We start from the raw sequence: 14,849 nt of genomic DNA on the forward strand, positions 1-14,849 counted from the left end.
TTTCATGAATTTTCTCAGGAACTTGATCGTTTCTGTGATTTCTTTCTGATCCACCTAGTTAGGTGAAGCGACTCGTAATAATATGTACGCTAACGCCATTTTGTTTTGGCGATCATTATAAGATTCAGAAAGGAATAAGAGGTCTACATGCCATTAGTTGCTTGCCCGGTTTGTGAAAAGCAGGTTTCCAAACGCGCGCTGTCTTGTCCTGGATGCGGAGAGCCGGATCCAGCCCGTTATCACTCGCGTAATACCTGGCTTTCACGTCTGTTTTGGTTACTGGTTTGGATAGGTATCGGTGCGGCAGTTTGGTACAAAGTGGTACCGCTGGTCATGGATGTTTTCAAGCAGTAATTGATTCGAAAGAGGATGGCGGACCCATCCTCTTTTTGGTTCTAATGTTGCTCTTCGCCTTGAGTGGGAGACCAATCCGACAAGCTCAAATGAGTCAGCAAAACGCCTGGTGAACTTTCACCAACAGCAATAGAGTAGAAGAGTTCAGCGATCTCTTCATCGCCTCCGAAACAACAAAGAATCGAATTGATGATCTCATCTTTTTCGGTGCCATCTTCGACTTGTCTTCTTATCCAGTCATACTCTACAGAGCATTCATTAATAATGGTTTTTCGGCCCAGCGCAAATGTCGTCATGATGCCTCCTGACACCTTTATTCTTATAACTGTGACAAGTACGTTTCAAAGACCATTAAACCTCATCAAAGCTGTTGTTATTTGAATCGACATCGCAAAATAAACCAACCAGTAGCATATTGATGTGTATGCTTCTTAGACAGGTATGTTTCAGATCACATCAATTTGAGAACAATTATTTATACTCGACGTGCTCATTCATTAAAAAAGTGGCGCTTAAAGCGCAAAAAATTTTGATAGACCTAACCAAAACGAACGGAAGAGTGGTAGGTTAGCGTCGTTGATAGACCCAAGACTTAAAAGCTTATGAAATGGATTCTGACGAATTGGATTCGCAAGAAGAAGTTTGAGAAGTTCTTCACCCGAGTAGAAGAAGACTTCTTTGATAAAAAGAAATACGCACCATATCTCGAAGAGAGGATTCTTGAATCCCTTAAAGAGTCTGGTGAGACTAAACCAAAGCGTGCTTCTCGTATTGTTTTGGCCTGTATCCGACAAGCGCTGTTGGACAAATATCTCACAGAAAATCGCTATATCCGTTTTCTGGAAGACAACAAGAAAGAGTTCTACCTGGACAAAGTTTCGGGTAGTGATGTGGACGTGGAGTATGAGCACATCATCCGCAACTTCATCCACAACAAACAGCGTGAATGTTCGGATTACATCCTTTCCCATGTACCCAAGTATTTCCAGAAGTTTGCCAAAGAGCTGGAAGTCGACATGGATTACCCAATGAACAAGCTGGGTGAGAAAGAGATGTTAGATGACATCATCATGCTGCTGAATCACAAATAAAAAGTTTCATACCAAGGCGGGTGACTATCCGCCTTTCTCTCCAGTCTTCAATACAAACCAATATAAGCAGATGCTGAATTTGAGACCGTTACCGTTAACAGTCCAAACAAAGCTGCTTGCCGTTCTCCATAAACAGAGTAGAATTATACTGTATATATAAACAGTATTCATTGTTATGCCTGCGATCCGATACCGACACAATTACAAAGCCGTTGTGATGAGCGGCTCTGACGAGCACCGAAAAGGGCAGATGATCCCTGCTTATTTGAAAGATGGTAGCTTGATTTACTACCCATTTGGCGGCTTCGTCAGGCGCGAAGTATTGACCTATGAACAGTACGTCAAACTGATGTTCATTGACGCGTTTTCACATTCTGATGATGGCGCGACATGGGAAGATATCGGCAGCCATAAAGTCTTGGGCGTGTTCATGCGCGGGGAGTATTTTGTGGTGCTCTCCGGTGGTAAGCCTATCATGGTTCAGTAAATTAATACCTTTCTTGATAGCTATAGCTATAGCTATATATTTGCTTATTAACACTTTTTAGCGATAGCCAAAAATAGTGAAGTGGTTCCAGAGCCTCGTTCTCGCGGTCGACTATGCCCTTAATATTCCCATAATGAAGAGCATAATTGGGACAAGGATAGTCGGCATGTCGAACAGCAAAGAGCAAAACTTCACTTCCACGCTAAACCAAGGCTGGCAACAGCACGAGTCAGAACCTGATAGTGTTTTTGATTCGATGGCCTCTATGTTAGATAGCTTGGATCCAGAACAAACCGAATCTGCGATGACCTTATTGCTCCATACAGCAATAGGGCATCTGAGCGCTCCTGAAAAGCTATTACACCTACTTGCATCATTGAACTCTAACCAATCAAATCTTCCTTCCAGCCTTCGTGCGCAAGTCGTGGCAGATTACTTTTCTACCAATGTTCTATGCGACATGAGCCATTTAACAACTGATGAGCAGCACAGAGTTTTCACTCAGATTGCCAACGAGTACACTGCATTAGAAAACACGGCTCAAGCGTCACAATGGTTAACGATGGCCACGGAAGGGGTTAGCGAAAGATCTGTATCAAAACCTCTAGCGCGGGCTATTGCTATCACTGGCAATAACTTAGCCTGTCGGTTTGAAGATTTGAAATATCGTACCCCAGAGCAAGACCAGCAAATGATCAAAGCAGCACAATTGGCTTTACAGTATTGGCGAGTTGCAGGTGGTTGGATACAAGAAGAGCGCGCTGAATATCGATTAGCGATGAGTTTAATAAAAGCTGGTCAATATCAAGACGCGCGAACACACGCAGAGCGTTGTGAAGCAATATGCATTGAGAATGAAGCAGATGATTTTGAGAGATACTTCGCCAGTGATCTGTTGATGTTAGTGCACTTCCACTTGGCACAAAGCTTCAAACAGAATTTGAGTGAAGAACTGCGGGGTTATTGTGAAACGAGCCCGCTAAGCTGACATCAGACTCTTACAGTAATCATTCCCACTTGGTGCATAATCAGCCTGAAAATTCCTGCAGTGCTCTCAGCGCTGCTTCTGCTTTTTCCGCCTGCACAAAGATATGATCGTGGTAGTAGGCGGCGAGCACATTCGCACTGATATCTTTCTCTGCCAACTTGGTAGCAACCGCAGCCGTTAAACCTACAGCATCCAGGCTGGAATGAACTGTCAAAGTAATTTGACGATAGACCCCTTCGAACACAATGTTTGCTGATTCAGCCGCTGATTTCTCCAGCAGCAAGGTTAACCCTTCGGCTTCCCGGAAAATGGCCAACGGTTCAAGCTCCACGTAATCCGACAGCGCACCTGATACGGCACAAAACACAAACTCCCCGTCAATCAAAGCTGGTTCCATCGATGACAAAAGAGCCTCTAATTCAACGATTCCCGCCATATTTCTCTCCCTGTTAGTAGCGTAACCATCCGTTACTCAATGTATCGCTTCTGTTTAGTCAAAAGAAGTGTAGGGTGGTTCAAACTCTCACACGTACCACTTTTATTGAAAACTGTATTTATATACAGTGTTGCTTATTAGCGATCCATATTTAGGGAAAACATGAGAGATTCACTGCGCGCGAAAGTCATCGAAGTCTGTAGAAAGAAAATCCTTGCTAAGGGAGATAACGTCAATGTTTCCTTCTATGCCTTCTTTGCGAACAAAAATGACGATCCAGAGCTGCTAATGGAAGCCGCTACCTGGTGGATCAAAACTCATGAACTCGACCATTTCGTGAAAGCCCGGGATGTTATCACCTTAGTTGAAAACGACAGATAGGCTCTGCGGTACCGAGCAAAATAAACGAGGAACAGACATGTCTATCATCAGCCACATTACTCTGGGTACCAATGACTACGAAAGGGCATCAATATTCTATGATGCGGTATTGAAACCTTTGGGTATGACACGCGTACCCAAGCCACCCGGCAAACCACCGCTTTATGCCAAAGACGATCAAATGCCGTTCCTGTATCTATACAAGCCGTTTGATGGCAGGCCTGCAACCTGGGGCAACGGTACACACGTCGCCTTTAAAGCGGAAAGCCGTGAAGCGGTCGATGAGTTTTACGTTGAAGCATTAGCCAATGGTGGCGCTGACGAAGGGGCTCCAGGTTTAAGGGAGCACTATGGGCCGAATTACTACGCTGCTTACGTTAGAGATCCAGACGGAAATAAGCTCCAAGCGGTTTGTTACGAATAGAACAATGGCGCTTTCGCGCCATTTCTTTTTGTCTTACTAAGACAAACAAACTGTAAGAAGAATAGGGCGCATAACACTGTTTACGCCCTTGTTCAGAGAACCTTAGTTCACAATCTCAGACAACAGATCTTTGTTCACCACAAGGTTACGTACGCCGTGTGCGTGGTCTTCATCAAAGGCATTGCCTTCACACCACTCGCCAACGGTTTCGATATTTACTTTTGCAACTTTCGGACGAACGCTCCAAGTCACCTGGAATGGTGAGCCTTTCTCGTTGTAGCCAGGGCCAGTGGTTGAACCCATATATTGAATTGGCTTACCCGTGTTAGTAGGAATCGCGACCGCCTGATGCACACCATCTTGAACTTCATGCTCTGTCAGTTCTTCAAAGTCGTAAGCATTTTTGTCGTTCACCAGCACGTAAACCTGAGTTTCTACACGAAGCTGCGGGTTTTTGTTGGCATCACTCAAACATGCGCCAAGCGTCGGGCCGGGTTCAACCTGCGCAGTTGAGTGAACATAGTGAACCTCGATGGTATCACCAGGTTTCAGATCACCATGCTTGCTTGGACAAACTTCATTCATAACCGGCGCTAGTTCAGCATCTGACAGTTTGCCGGAGTAACGGTAACCCGTGTGGTAGCCTTCACCGTCACCATTACCGGCATAAACAGTAAATTCGCCACCTTTGTGTTCAGCATTTTTGTGGAAGTGGATGTTACACAGGTTCATTTCTGTGTAAGACGGTGCAGTGCTGAACAACGTGGTGTTATTGCCTGCTTTAGAATCAATATCACGCGGTGATTGAGGACCAAATCCTTCATCTTCTGTGTTTTCAGCCAGCTCTTGACGTTGCTCTAAAATAACAGCGTCTGATACTGGCGTATTTGCGTCTTTTGCCAACACACCGAACGACGTTGTCATAGCCAATGTAATGATGCAAAGGTTGCTTGCTTTCATTGGTTTATCCCTTATTAATTGAAATAGTTCGATAGGTGTTCTCATGGAATTCATTGTGAAAAAACAACCTGATAGTTTCACATGTCCTGAAGGCAGTTTTCCGTTTACTGAGAACACATAACGAGAGTAACGAAAGTCAGCTCAGATGTTCATAGTGGAAGCTGACCAGTCTCAAATCTTTATGAGTAATTCTCTGAACTGAAGCAATTGGATGTATCAAACTGCTATGCATCTGTGGAAGGTGTCATGTTTGGTTGAGTGCGCGAGTATAGATTTGTTTTGGTTGTATTTATTAACTCAGACTCAGAGTATCCAAACTTCAAAGACCAATTCGTGTAAACTCAGCCTAAATCTAGCTGTTAATTAGCCATGCTCAAGTGCGCATTATCTATCTTATGTTAAATATGATATACAGCTACGCCAAATCTGACTCTCCTACGTCTGTCATTACCCACTTTCTTCAAAGATTTCAGTCTATTGAACGTAATTATCTATTTACCATAAAATAGATAATTACCATATTACTAAGAAGCTGCCACAAAACACGTTCTGTGGCAGCTTCTTCTTACTCAGATAATTATCTTTGCTCGGGAGCGTTAGTTGATCGGTGCGCTGCCCCAAATCATGCTGTCACTGCGGCCAATAACACCAGCAATGTATGATTGGCCATCCTTTGTTACTGTCATAATTGCGCCGTATTCGTAAGTACCATCAAAGCCACTATTCCAACATTGAGTTGCATCTGCCCAAGTGATATTGAAGTAGCTGCTCTTTCTTTCAAGTCGGCCGCCAATCGTACATTGTCCATTGACGTCAAATGAACCGTCTTCATAAACAGTCCAAGTTGAACCATCATTCATGTTGGTATGTGTTCCAACGATATCAGCAAGTTGAAGAGAATCAGCCGTCTTCTCCATTGTTACTGTCGTTGAGTAACCCGGAATGTCGATATCTAGTGACGCTGAATTATTAGCAAAATTAATTGTTGTTCCAATATTCTCGTCATATACAAATGTACCGTTCGCTCCCTCTACCGCAGTTATACCTTTGGTGGTCAAGCTGTTTGATGATGAAATCGCACTATCGGCTACCAGAATCGCACTAGTGTCATAGTTAGCGAGAATAACCGGGTATTTATCTCGAGTAGTATCGACCAGCATGACGCTTAGCATCGTTGGATCTAGATAAATCCCATCATTACTCGTGCCCGATTGAGAATCAGTAGCTGTTGAATCACCGCCTCCACAACCAGCTAAGAGCATTGCAGCCGCGATTGATGTAAGTACAGAGTTCCTTTTCATTATTTACTCCATTTATATTAGGCGGTTACAAGCCTATATGGAGTGGATGAAATGCCAAATTGGTGGCGTTTTATTTGCGACACACTGACCACCAAACTATGCATATTTCCCCTAACGCATCATCCGCTTCAGACGACTGTCGTAATAGAAGTCGCGTTGGTCGATGATTTTGACTTTATGGCTGTCAGGATGCGTGGGATTAATCAGGAAGTTGTATTCGCTGGCGATGATCGCTGATGGTAACTGAATGACTGGTGTCGTCATTTCTCGAAGCCAAGCGGTACCATAGTTACGCGAAGTATCGGCATCTGGCACAGCGTCCCAACCATTTGGGAGTTCTTGCTCTGAGACACGTTTGATTGGCAGATCGTCGGGTATGTAGATGGTCATCATCACCAAAGGAGGCATTTGAACCGGGCTTTCATGAACAAAGCGTTCAAGTGCAGCCAAAGAACGGGAGCCTGCAGTGTATAGAATGGGTTGTCCTTTCTGATGCCAGCGCCCAGACCCAAACATGCCCCCCATCCCACTGAGATCAGCAAACCGCTTAACAGAAAGTCGAAACACCTCCATTAGGCGGTCATGCCATGCATCAGGCGGTTAAGCACGTTTTCTACATATTGAATACCTGTATTAGTATCCAAATAGTCGACAGCGGCCTTTCCACCAAAAGCTACCTGTGGCGTTTTCAGCCAGTCCAATGCAGTGGCGCGGTCTTCATAGTATTCGACCGCTAAATCGACAACGCGGCGAATGGCCAGTGTCTTTTCAGACTGGGAAGGCGTCAAAAGATCAGAGTCGCTTTTACGTTGTAAACTTCTTGGACTTAGGCCAATCAAGGTCACCCATTCACCACTGCTCATCGCCATTTCTTTCATGACTTTACGCGCGTGTTTGACTTTCAATCCATGGCGGATGATATCCAGTTCCATGTCTTGATTGATGACCTGGCCTTCTTTCACGATGCCAAGTGACATTAGCTGTTCTGCGTACATACCAACCTCCAATGAGCTTTGACTAAATTATGTGCGTCATTTGTCGTATTGTAAAGCGCCACTTGTCGTAAAGGAAAGTTGTAGCACGGACTGAATAAAAAGAAGCTATAGTCTAAGGTATCTGAAAATTAGTATATTTTTCTGTGCAAGCGCTTGCTAAAAAAGAGTGCGGCTTAAATAAATTAAGCCGCAAGTTGGCAAAAAAGGTACTTATTTTTGGTTAGCTACAAGAGCAAGAGGGATTGCTCTGTAGTGGAGTTACGCAGTTGCTTTGAACTAACCTTAACATTGCTGCGGGAATATATAATAACCACAATTAATACAAGGCATATTCAAATTGCGCTTATAGTGTGCTCACTCACGTTGATATCGTAAACAGTGATATTTGTATAAATCATTACGGATTCTGGAAAGTTAGGTAGAGCATGACGTCTTTTAAGAAATCTCTGTCAATGATAAAGCCCATCTCCCACTTTTTAGCGGTTGTGTCGAACCAATCTGTCACGCATGCTGGAGAAGCGCTGGGAATTGCGCCGTCAAGGATTAGTGAATCTCTCAAATATTTAGAAGAGATTTGGAATGTTCAGTTATTTCGCCGTGAAGGCCGTCAAATGAAACTGACGAATGCTGGCCAACGAGCTTATGAGCGATACCACCACTTGGTTTACACCTTGCTCGACACTGTGAGTGAGGATATCGATCCTGACGCCATTCCTTCGGTCTTATCTATTACCACGCCAGTTGATATTGGCACTCACCTGATGCCGAGCGTTATATCAAGCTTTAATAAGCAATACCCGAACGTGGAAGTGAAACTGTTTGCTTCCGATCAGGTCATGGATATGTCTGAGGCCGATATTGATTTAGCTATTCGCGTAGGCAAGCTAAGAGGCAAAGCGACAACCGAGGAAGAGGTGATCATGAAAACCCGCCCTTTCCTGGCTGCTTCTCCAGAAATCATTCAGAACATCCGTGAAGGCTTATACCCTGAAGGTGCGCCTTTTATTCGTTTGTTGCGCCTACCTGAAAGTAAAGAAATGAAGCTTAAAAGTACGGATGCCACGCTCAAGTTAAAGACTGTCGCCGCTTCAGACAACGCCACTGCCGCACAACAAATGGCTTATGACGGATTGGGAGCTGCACTGTTTACCGGTTTACCAACTAAGCCTTACCTGGAAAAAGGAAGGCTGGAAAAGATAGACCATGTTGTTATGCCTGATATTTACATCTTTGCCAGTTGGCCAGGGCGGCGTATGACTCAGGGCGCCAAAGCGCTTCTAGAGCTGTTCAAACTGGAGCTAAGCGAGCAACAAAAACTATATGGGTAAGCGAGATCGCTTTTTCACCTGTCCAAATGCAAAGCTGGATTCGATGGCTGCAATATTGGGAAGACGGGTCAACTCTCTACGAATAAACCGCTCATATGTTTTGAGTGATTCACTCACAACATGAAGTAGGTAGTCGTGGGTGCCTGTCATGAGAAAGCACTCAAGCACTTCATCCATTTGGTCGATTAACGACTCAAACTTCACCATGTTCTCTTCCGTGGGCTTTTCGAGTTTAACCAAAACAAAGACGTTGATAGGCAAACCACATTTTTCCTGATCAATGTGAGCGTGATAACCAGTAATTATTCCCTTTTTCTCCAGCGCTCTCACCCGGCGCAAACAAGGCGAAGGGGATAGTGATACGCGATCTGACAGTTCCTGATTGGTTAGGCGTCCCTCTTTTTGCAGCTCGTCGAGAATCTTCTTATCAATGCTATCAAGATTATGCTCCATACCCTGCTCTATCCTCACATTAGTAGCGCCAGATAATTAAATATTGGCAGATACTGCCATTTAGTAACAACTATAGGGTGAAATTCGCAATCATCCTTATCGTTAGGTCGGCTAATTTATCGTTATACCTACTACGTGATTTAGTGAAGGGAAATAACGATGAACAGAGCCACTCAACTCAGCCCACTACGCAATACGACAAAGATGGAAGATGCAGCGTCTCTAGCAACGGAGCAGGCAAAGCACTTCGGCATCGACACTGATTCAGACTTTGGCCAAGCATTGGTCTCCCTAGCAACCACCTTATATACCGCTAATCATCACACGCATGACCTTTGGGCTATTACCTTAGATGGCCTTAACGACTTGGACAGAAATGACCGCATAGCTTGGTTCAACGCTAAACGGTTCCTATCTTTTCAGTTAGCGAAAATTCTCGACAATCTACAGAACCCGATGCGCGCAACTTATAAGTCCATAGCAACCAAAAACGGACACTTCGCAGCAAAAGGGGCTTACCCAATATTTGATAATGTGGCTGCGATATTCTCAGCAGCGCCGGTGATAACGCGTACTGCTACCTACCTATTTGCCTGCACAGAATGGGTAGAAGATGCCTTTAATGGACGGGAACCGCTGCACGAAATCTATTCCCGTCTGCTGAACCCAACGTCTATCGCGTTGGCTAACCATATTGTCGATATCGAAGCGGGAGACATGGCGGATCAATACCTCGCTTGGAACTTCAACTCCGGAATGGCAGCGATTGATGGCTTGCTAAGTCATTTGTTAGGCCGTGAAGATATTGTCTTGGCCTCACGCAACATCTACGGTGGCAGCTACCAGTTACTACAAGATTGGTATCGCAAATCCTCTAATCTGGATGTTGCAATAGAATGGGTGGATGGCTACGACGCAGCAACTTTTGCAAAAGCCATGGATGCAACGGCAGATAAATACGCAGACAGAATCAAAGCTGGCCGCAAGATTTACATATATCTTGAGAGCCCCTGTAATCCCCATGGTTTCGTTTTGGATGTCGCCGGAATCAGCAGAGCCGCCCATGAGCGAGATTGGAGTATCATGGTAGACACTACGGTTGGCACTCCTTTTCTTCATCCTGTGTTAAAAAGAAGTGATCATATGGAGCGCCCCGACTTTGTTATTCATTCGTACACTAAAGAATTGGCAGGTTCAGGAAGCACAACAGCTGGTGTAGTAATTGGGCGGAATGAAGACATGTTCATTCCGAAAGGTGACAGCGTAACCTGTAAGACACCAAGTGGAAAGCAACGTGAAGTAAGCTGGAATAACACCTTGTTCTGGAACGTCTATTACATTAAAGGCGCTTTTCTTGATGCCGACAAAGCGTTTGAAGTCTTGAATGGCATGAAGACCTTTGAATTACGTGTACTGCAAAAAGCCATCAACACACTCTCTCTGGCGCGTATATTCTCGCTTCACCCTGATATCAACGTGTCCTGCCCTGCTCTGCCTGAGAGCCCTAACTACCCTTTGATGCAGTCTCAAATGCGCCTTGGCTTACCGGCTTCTTTATTCACCATTGATATGGAAGGGAAAGCGGACCGCCAACCTATTGATCAGTCGTCATTTAAACAGTTCTTCGACATGTTGGAGCCTGCAATTGGTATGCAGGTTAGTCTTGGGCAAACCAACACAGTTGCGCTGTGTCCTGCTATGACAACACATTCGGAGCTATCAAGTGCTGCTTTAGCCGATGCAGGTATCAAACCGACAACACTACGCATAGCGGTAGGCTTGGAAGACCCGAGGGCTTTCATTGCTCATATGCAGCGTGCAGCTGAAATGACCATTGATGTCAAACACCCTGGTTTCTCGGATCTTTTCCCGAGCGCAGACAAGATTGATGATATCTACAGAAAAACGTATTTGGATGTGCAGCAGCGCTTTGTTGAACACCTTCCAAACTACGCCACATTGATTCAATAAGAACTGGCAACATAGCCAAGTACTACAGGCTGTTAAGGATCCAGCGCTTCACTTGGACTCAAGTCTAAGGAGGAAGCGCTGGACATCATTGTTGTACCATCGCGGTTCAGATAACAAAGGGTCACTTGGTATTGAGGTCTCACACTAAGTGGTTCCAATTGTTCTATTTGATTAACCAACTGAACATTCGGTTCGCAGCCCTTATCGCCAAAGCGGTGTAACTCCCTATCGTAGTCTGTATTTTCCACTTCTTCGTTGGTCCGCAAAATTTCAATCTTCATTGCCAAGCGACGCTTTTCAAAGCTGGAATATTGACTGGAGAGTAATTTGGCGAGCGTTTCTTCAAGCATATCAACCTGCTGCGGAACAAGCACAGTTTTGTCTGAAGCTTCCAAAGCACTTTGCGCCTTAACCATCTCTAAAGAAATTGAAGGCAGCACTTCCAAGTACTTTGTTAAAAGCACCCGACTGGATTCTGATTGCTTCTGCATCGCTACATCTGACGCGATCGTTGCTACGGCGACCGCAGTGAAGATCAGCGTTGGCGAAGCGGTAAACTTTGCTAACCACTGCATGACTGAATTTCTAATAAGAAGTGACTAAATATGCTTAATAACCGAAATTAATTGGATATAAATTCTTAACGTGACATAAGTCACCAAATAAAGGGAATAGTTGGCGAAAAGTTGCCTAATACAAGGCGCATAGTTTACTTCGGTCAATCATTTGCTATGCATGAAGTTTGTATCAATTTTAAGAATGACTAACTTATTTACATCCTAATACTTTTCTAATTCGAGTGCTATTTTCTTGCTAATTTAACCCTGTCTTAATTTCAATTCACTTTCTCTATTTTGCTCTTATAGAAATAGTTATTTAAATTCATCTGTTAACACAACCCTATATCAGCCTGCTTTACAGTGGTGCAATTCATGCCCCAGCAGAAAGCGCTTGCAGCCATATGATTGAATTAGAGAAAGCGAAAATTATATTTGCACAATTACTTATACATTTATTGCCGAGTTATTTTTTCGCCAGGGTAAATTCGCGAAATAAATTATGAAAGGGAGATTTCTTTAGAAAAGTGTGAGCGCTTTATCTTGTTATAAAAAATGCAAAATTACGGGGTCGAAATATATTGCAAATATGTTTATACGTGAAATAATCCGCAGCGCAATGGTTGTTAACAATCATGTAACACAGCATATTGCGGTAAGTATGAAAGCTATATAAAAAAGAAAAGGACTCGGTAATGAAACGTATAATGACGACTGCTGGACTTTCGTTGTTTGCGAGCTCAGCCTCTGCGGCAGGGATCGATGAAGCAATCAATGAAATAGTCGCGCCAATTGTAAACCCATTCGTGGGTATGATCTTCTCCTCTGTTCCACTCCCCTTTCTAGATGCTGAAGCGCCATGGATCGTCATGTGGCTCGTTGTTGCCGCTGTCATCTTTACGCTGTATCTGGGCTTTATTAACGTTCGTGGATTCACTCACGCAATCCGTCTTGTTAAAGGTGACTACACCGATCCAAAAGAGCCAGGTGAGGTTTCGCACTTCCAGGCGCTTGCGACCGCACTTTCCGGTACGGTTGGTCTGGGTAACATCGCAGGTGTTGCTGTGGCGATCTCTATCGGGGGTGCAGGTGCAACCTTCTGGATGATCCTTGCGGGTCTGCTTGGTATGTCTACCAAGTTTGTAGAGTGTGCCCTTGGTGTTAAATACCGTAACACTAACCCAGATGGTTCTGTTTCCGGTGGTCCAATGTACTACCTGAGCAAAGGTCTGGCTAACAAAGGTAACCCAGCATTTGGTCGTACCCTCGCCGTTTTATTCTCAGTTTGTGCGGTCGGCGGTGCTTTGGGTGGCGGTAACATGTTCCAGGCTAACCAAGCGTTCAAACAAGTGGTTGGCGTTACTGGTGGCGACATGTCTTTCTTCGCAGATAAAGGCTGGTTGTTTGGTCTTATCATGGCGGTTATCGTTGGTGTAGTTATCATCGGTGGTATCAAGTCAATCGCGAAAGTGACTGAGAAAGTCGTTCCATTCATGGCAATTGTTTACGTTGGTGCAGCTCTGATTATCATCCTGATGCACATCGACCAAGTAGGTGCAGCATTCGGCGCAATTTTCAACGGTGCATTCACTGGTGAAGGTGTCGCGGGTGGTGTTATCGGTGCCATGATCCAGGGCTTCAAACGAGCCGCGTTCTCGAATGAAGCGGGTGTTGGTTCTGCGGCAATCGCTCACTCAGCAGTAAAAACCAAAGAACACATGTCTGAAGGTTTCGTATCTCTGCTGGAACCATTCATCGATACCGTTGTTATCTGTACCATGACTGCTCTGGTTATCATCATTACCGGCCAGTTGTACGAAGGTCAGGAGCTGAGCGGTGTTGCATTGACATCAGCAGCATTTGAAGCATCACTGTCTTGGTTCCCTCTGGTTCTTGCAGTTGCTGTTGTACTGTTCGCGTTCTCAACCATGATTTCTTGGTCTTACTACGGCCTGAAAGCTTGGACTTATCTGTTCGGTGAGAGCAAGCGTGCTGAGATGATTTTCAAAATCATGTTCTGCTGCTTCGTTGTTATCGGTGCATCGATGAACCTGGGTCCAGTTATCGACTTCTCTGATGCAATGATCTTCGCAATGGCTCTGGTTAACATCGTCGGTCTGTACCGTCTGGTTCCAGAAATCAAAGCGGACATGAACGATTACCTGGCGCGTCTGGAAAGCGGTGCAATCCAACGCTACAAAGGCTAATCGAACAACCCTTCTTGCATAACAAAAAAGAGATGCCATTTGGCATCTCTTTTTTTATGTCTTTCTGAAAGAAAAATTAACCACCGGCCAGTTTGACTGTGTGACCCTTCTTCTCGAGATATGCTTTAATTTGGTCGCGCTTATCACCTTGGATTTCAATCACACCGTCTTTTACAGCACCGCCACAACCGCAGACTTTCTTTAGCTCGGCGGCGACCAGTTTCAGTGCGGTATCATCAATGTCCAACCCTGTCACCAGACAAACCCCTTTGCCTTTACGGCCCTTGGTTTGACGCTGAATCCGAACGATTCCATCGCCTTTTTCACGAACTGGCGTCTGCTTTTCTTCCTTGATACGCCCGGAATCGGTTGAATACACTAGGCGGCTGTTATCGTCTCTCATATTTCACTCTTTGACGCTTGTCGATAGCACCAATGCTATCAAAACTGGCGCTATCAGAATACGTTAACGACGGAATTAGCGAGAAAGCGCGTTTTGGTCGATAAACTGCTTAATCTTTGGTAAAGGACCTTTCAGAAGTTGTCCACGAACCAGGATATACCAAAGCCCTGGTTGTTTGTCGTCAGACATAATCTGAATACCTTTATAGATTTCAGAGGAAGGCCCCTGTGCCGTTCGAAAGGATTGACGCTCAAATTCCGCCGGCCGACGGAAAATACGGGTATCGCTCCACCAATCAATACACTGCTTTACGCCCAGCATCGTGCCGGATACCGTTCTCCCTGCGACAATTGACGTATAAACATCGTCCTTACATTCAATAGTATGACCACGATGAGAATATCGCTTTTTCATTCGCTACCTGTTCTGTGGATTGCTTACCCATTAACTTAACCGCCAAGTATCAGGCAGTTACAAGCAATTTGAGTATAGAGTTGTTATCGAGGCGATTTT

Annotated in this window: 19 protein-coding genes; 9 read left to right on the top strand and 10 right to left on the bottom strand. The window is 44.7% G+C overall.

Going from position 1 to position 14,849, the window contains the following annotated elements; genetic code table 11:
* The first annotated feature begins 147 nt into the window (after window positions 1–147).
* On the top strand, window positions 148–354 hold the full coding sequence (locus GCE9029_RS14860; RefSeq protein ID WP_062664282.1) for a hypothetical protein: 207 nt from the start codon (window positions 148–150) through the stop codon (window positions 352–354).
* A gap of 41 nt (window positions 355–395) precedes the next feature.
* On the opposite strand, the gene GCE9029_RS14865 is transcribed toward GCE9029_RS14860, so the two are convergent.
* The gene (locus GCE9029_RS14865) at window positions 396–650 is read right to left on the bottom strand and encodes a hypothetical protein (RefSeq protein ID WP_062664284.1); all 255 of its coding nucleotides are present in this window, start codon (window positions 648–650) and stop codon (window positions 396–398) included.
* A gap of 306 nt (window positions 651–956) precedes the next feature.
* On the opposite strand from GCE9029_RS14865, the gene GCE9029_RS14870 reads away from it, so the two are divergent.
* The 3 genes from GCE9029_RS14870 (at window position 957) to GCE9029_RS14880 (ending at window position 2,920) form a co-directional block, all read left to right on the top strand.
* Window positions 957–1,445, top strand: coding sequence for a hypothetical protein (locus tag GCE9029_RS14870; RefSeq protein WP_062664286.1), 489 nt, complete (start codon window positions 957–959; stop codon window positions 1,443–1,445).
* 175 nt (window positions 1,446–1,620) lie between these two features.
* Window positions 1,621–1,932: a hypothetical protein gene (locus GCE9029_RS14875; RefSeq protein WP_062664287.1), complete on the top strand. Its 312-nt coding sequence runs from the start codon at window positions 1,621–1,623 to the stop codon at window positions 1,930–1,932.
* Between the two features lie 166 nt (window positions 1,933–2,098).
* On the top strand, window positions 2,099–2,920 hold the full coding sequence (locus GCE9029_RS14880) for a hypothetical protein (RefSeq protein ID WP_062664289.1): 822 nt from the start codon (window positions 2,099–2,101) through the stop codon (window positions 2,918–2,920).
* A 40-nt stretch (window positions 2,921–2,960) separates the two neighbouring features.
* On the opposite strand, the gene GCE9029_RS14885 is transcribed toward GCE9029_RS14880, so the two are convergent.
* Window positions 2,961–3,356, bottom strand: a complete 396-nt coding sequence (locus GCE9029_RS14885) for an ACT domain-containing protein (protein ID WP_062664291.1) — start codon at window positions 3,354–3,356, stop codon at window positions 2,961–2,963.
* A gap of 162 nt (window positions 3,357–3,518) precedes the next feature.
* Here GCE9029_RS14885 and GCE9029_RS14890 point away from each other — a divergent pair, with 162 nt between their 5' ends.
* A complete protein-coding gene (locus tag GCE9029_RS14890) occupies window positions 3,519–3,737 on the top strand; it encodes a DUF6500 family protein (protein ID WP_062664293.1) in 219 nt (72 codons plus the stop codon).
* Between the two features lie 37 nt (window positions 3,738–3,774).
* Window positions 3,775–4,161, top strand: coding sequence for a VOC family protein (locus GCE9029_RS14895; protein ID WP_082804359.1), 387 nt, complete (start codon window positions 3,775–3,777; stop codon window positions 4,159–4,161).
* A gap of 102 nt (window positions 4,162–4,263) precedes the next feature.
* On the opposite strand, the gene GCE9029_RS14900 is transcribed toward GCE9029_RS14895, so the two are convergent.
* The 4 genes from GCE9029_RS14900 to GCE9029_RS14915 form a co-directional block, all read right to left on the bottom strand.
* Window positions 4,264–5,085, bottom strand: a complete 822-nt coding sequence (locus GCE9029_RS14900; protein WP_438356874.1) for a delta-class carbonic anhydrase — start codon at window positions 5,083–5,085, stop codon at window positions 4,264–4,266.
* Window positions 5,086–5,717: 632 nt separating this feature from the next.
* Complete coding sequence (locus GCE9029_RS14905) at window positions 5,718–6,422, bottom strand: hypothetical protein (protein WP_062664297.1); 705 nt, start codon at window positions 6,420–6,422, stop codon at window positions 5,718–5,720.
* Between the two features lie 111 nt (window positions 6,423–6,533).
* Window positions 6,534–6,995 (bottom strand): RES family NAD+ phosphorylase, encoded by a 462-nt coding sequence (locus tag GCE9029_RS14910; RefSeq protein WP_062664299.1) that lies wholly within the window; start codon window positions 6,993–6,995, stop codon window positions 6,534–6,536.
* The gene (locus GCE9029_RS14915) at window positions 6,995–7,417 is read right to left on the bottom strand and encodes an Xre family toxin-antitoxin system antitoxin (RefSeq protein ID WP_002535846.1); all 423 of its coding nucleotides are present in this window, start codon (window positions 7,415–7,417) and stop codon (window positions 6,995–6,997) included. Before GCE9029_RS14915 ends, GCE9029_RS14910 begins: the two co-directional genes overlap by 1 nt.
* Window positions 7,418–7,869: 452 nt before the next feature.
* Here GCE9029_RS14915 and GCE9029_RS14920 point away from each other — a divergent pair, with 452 nt between their 5' ends.
* Entirely contained in the window at window positions 7,870–8,745 is an 876-nt protein-coding gene (locus GCE9029_RS14920; protein ID WP_062664301.1) for a LysR family transcriptional regulator, read from the top strand.
* On the opposite strand, the gene GCE9029_RS14925 is transcribed toward GCE9029_RS14920, so the two are convergent.
* Complete coding sequence (locus tag GCE9029_RS14925; protein WP_062664302.1) at window positions 8,734–9,198, bottom strand: Lrp/AsnC family transcriptional regulator; 465 nt, start codon at window positions 9,196–9,198, stop codon at window positions 8,734–8,736. The two genes, GCE9029_RS14920 and GCE9029_RS14925, sit on opposite strands and share 12 nt — an antisense overlap.
* Window positions 9,199–9,357: 159 nt before the next feature.
* On the opposite strand from GCE9029_RS14925, the gene GCE9029_RS14930 reads away from it, so the two are divergent.
* Window positions 9,358–11,169, top strand: a complete 1,812-nt coding sequence (locus tag GCE9029_RS14930) for a trans-sulfuration enzyme family protein (RefSeq protein WP_062664304.1) — start codon at window positions 9,358–9,360, stop codon at window positions 11,167–11,169.
* 32 nt (window positions 11,170–11,201) lie between these two features.
* Here the strand turns inward: GCE9029_RS14930 and GCE9029_RS14935 are convergent, their stop codons facing one another.
* The gene (locus GCE9029_RS14935; protein ID WP_062664306.1) at window positions 11,202–11,744 is read right to left on the bottom strand and encodes a hypothetical protein; all 543 of its coding nucleotides are present in this window, start codon (window positions 11,742–11,744) and stop codon (window positions 11,202–11,204) included.
* Window positions 11,745–12,421: 677 nt separating this feature from the next.
* Here GCE9029_RS14935 and GCE9029_RS14940 point away from each other — a divergent pair.
* Window positions 12,422–13,933 carry an alanine/glycine:cation symporter family protein gene (locus GCE9029_RS14940; protein ID WP_046303360.1) on the top strand — a complete coding sequence of 504 codons (1,512 nt, stop codon included), beginning with the start codon at window positions 12,422–12,424 and terminating at the stop codon, window positions 13,931–13,933.
* A gap of 76 nt (window positions 13,934–14,009) precedes the next feature.
* Here the strand turns inward: GCE9029_RS14940 and yciH are convergent, their stop codons facing one another.
* Together yciH and GCE9029_RS14950 are read right to left on the bottom strand one after the other, a co-directional pair.
* Complete coding sequence (gene yciH, locus GCE9029_RS14945; RefSeq protein WP_062664308.1) at window positions 14,010–14,336, bottom strand: stress response translation initiation inhibitor YciH; 327 nt, start codon at window positions 14,334–14,336, stop codon at window positions 14,010–14,012.
* 75 nt (window positions 14,337–14,411) lie between these two features.
* Window positions 14,412–14,750 carry a DUF3319 domain-containing protein gene (locus GCE9029_RS14950; protein ID WP_063856893.1) on the bottom strand — a complete coding sequence of 113 codons (339 nt, stop codon included), beginning with the start codon at window positions 14,748–14,750 and terminating at the stop codon, window positions 14,412–14,414.
* Between the last annotated feature and the right edge of the window lie 99 nt (window positions 14,751–14,849).

The organism is Grimontia celer, assembly GCF_900055185.1.
Taxonomy (GTDB): Bacteria; Pseudomonadota; Gammaproteobacteria; order Enterobacterales; family Vibrionaceae; genus Enterovibrio; species Enterovibrio celer.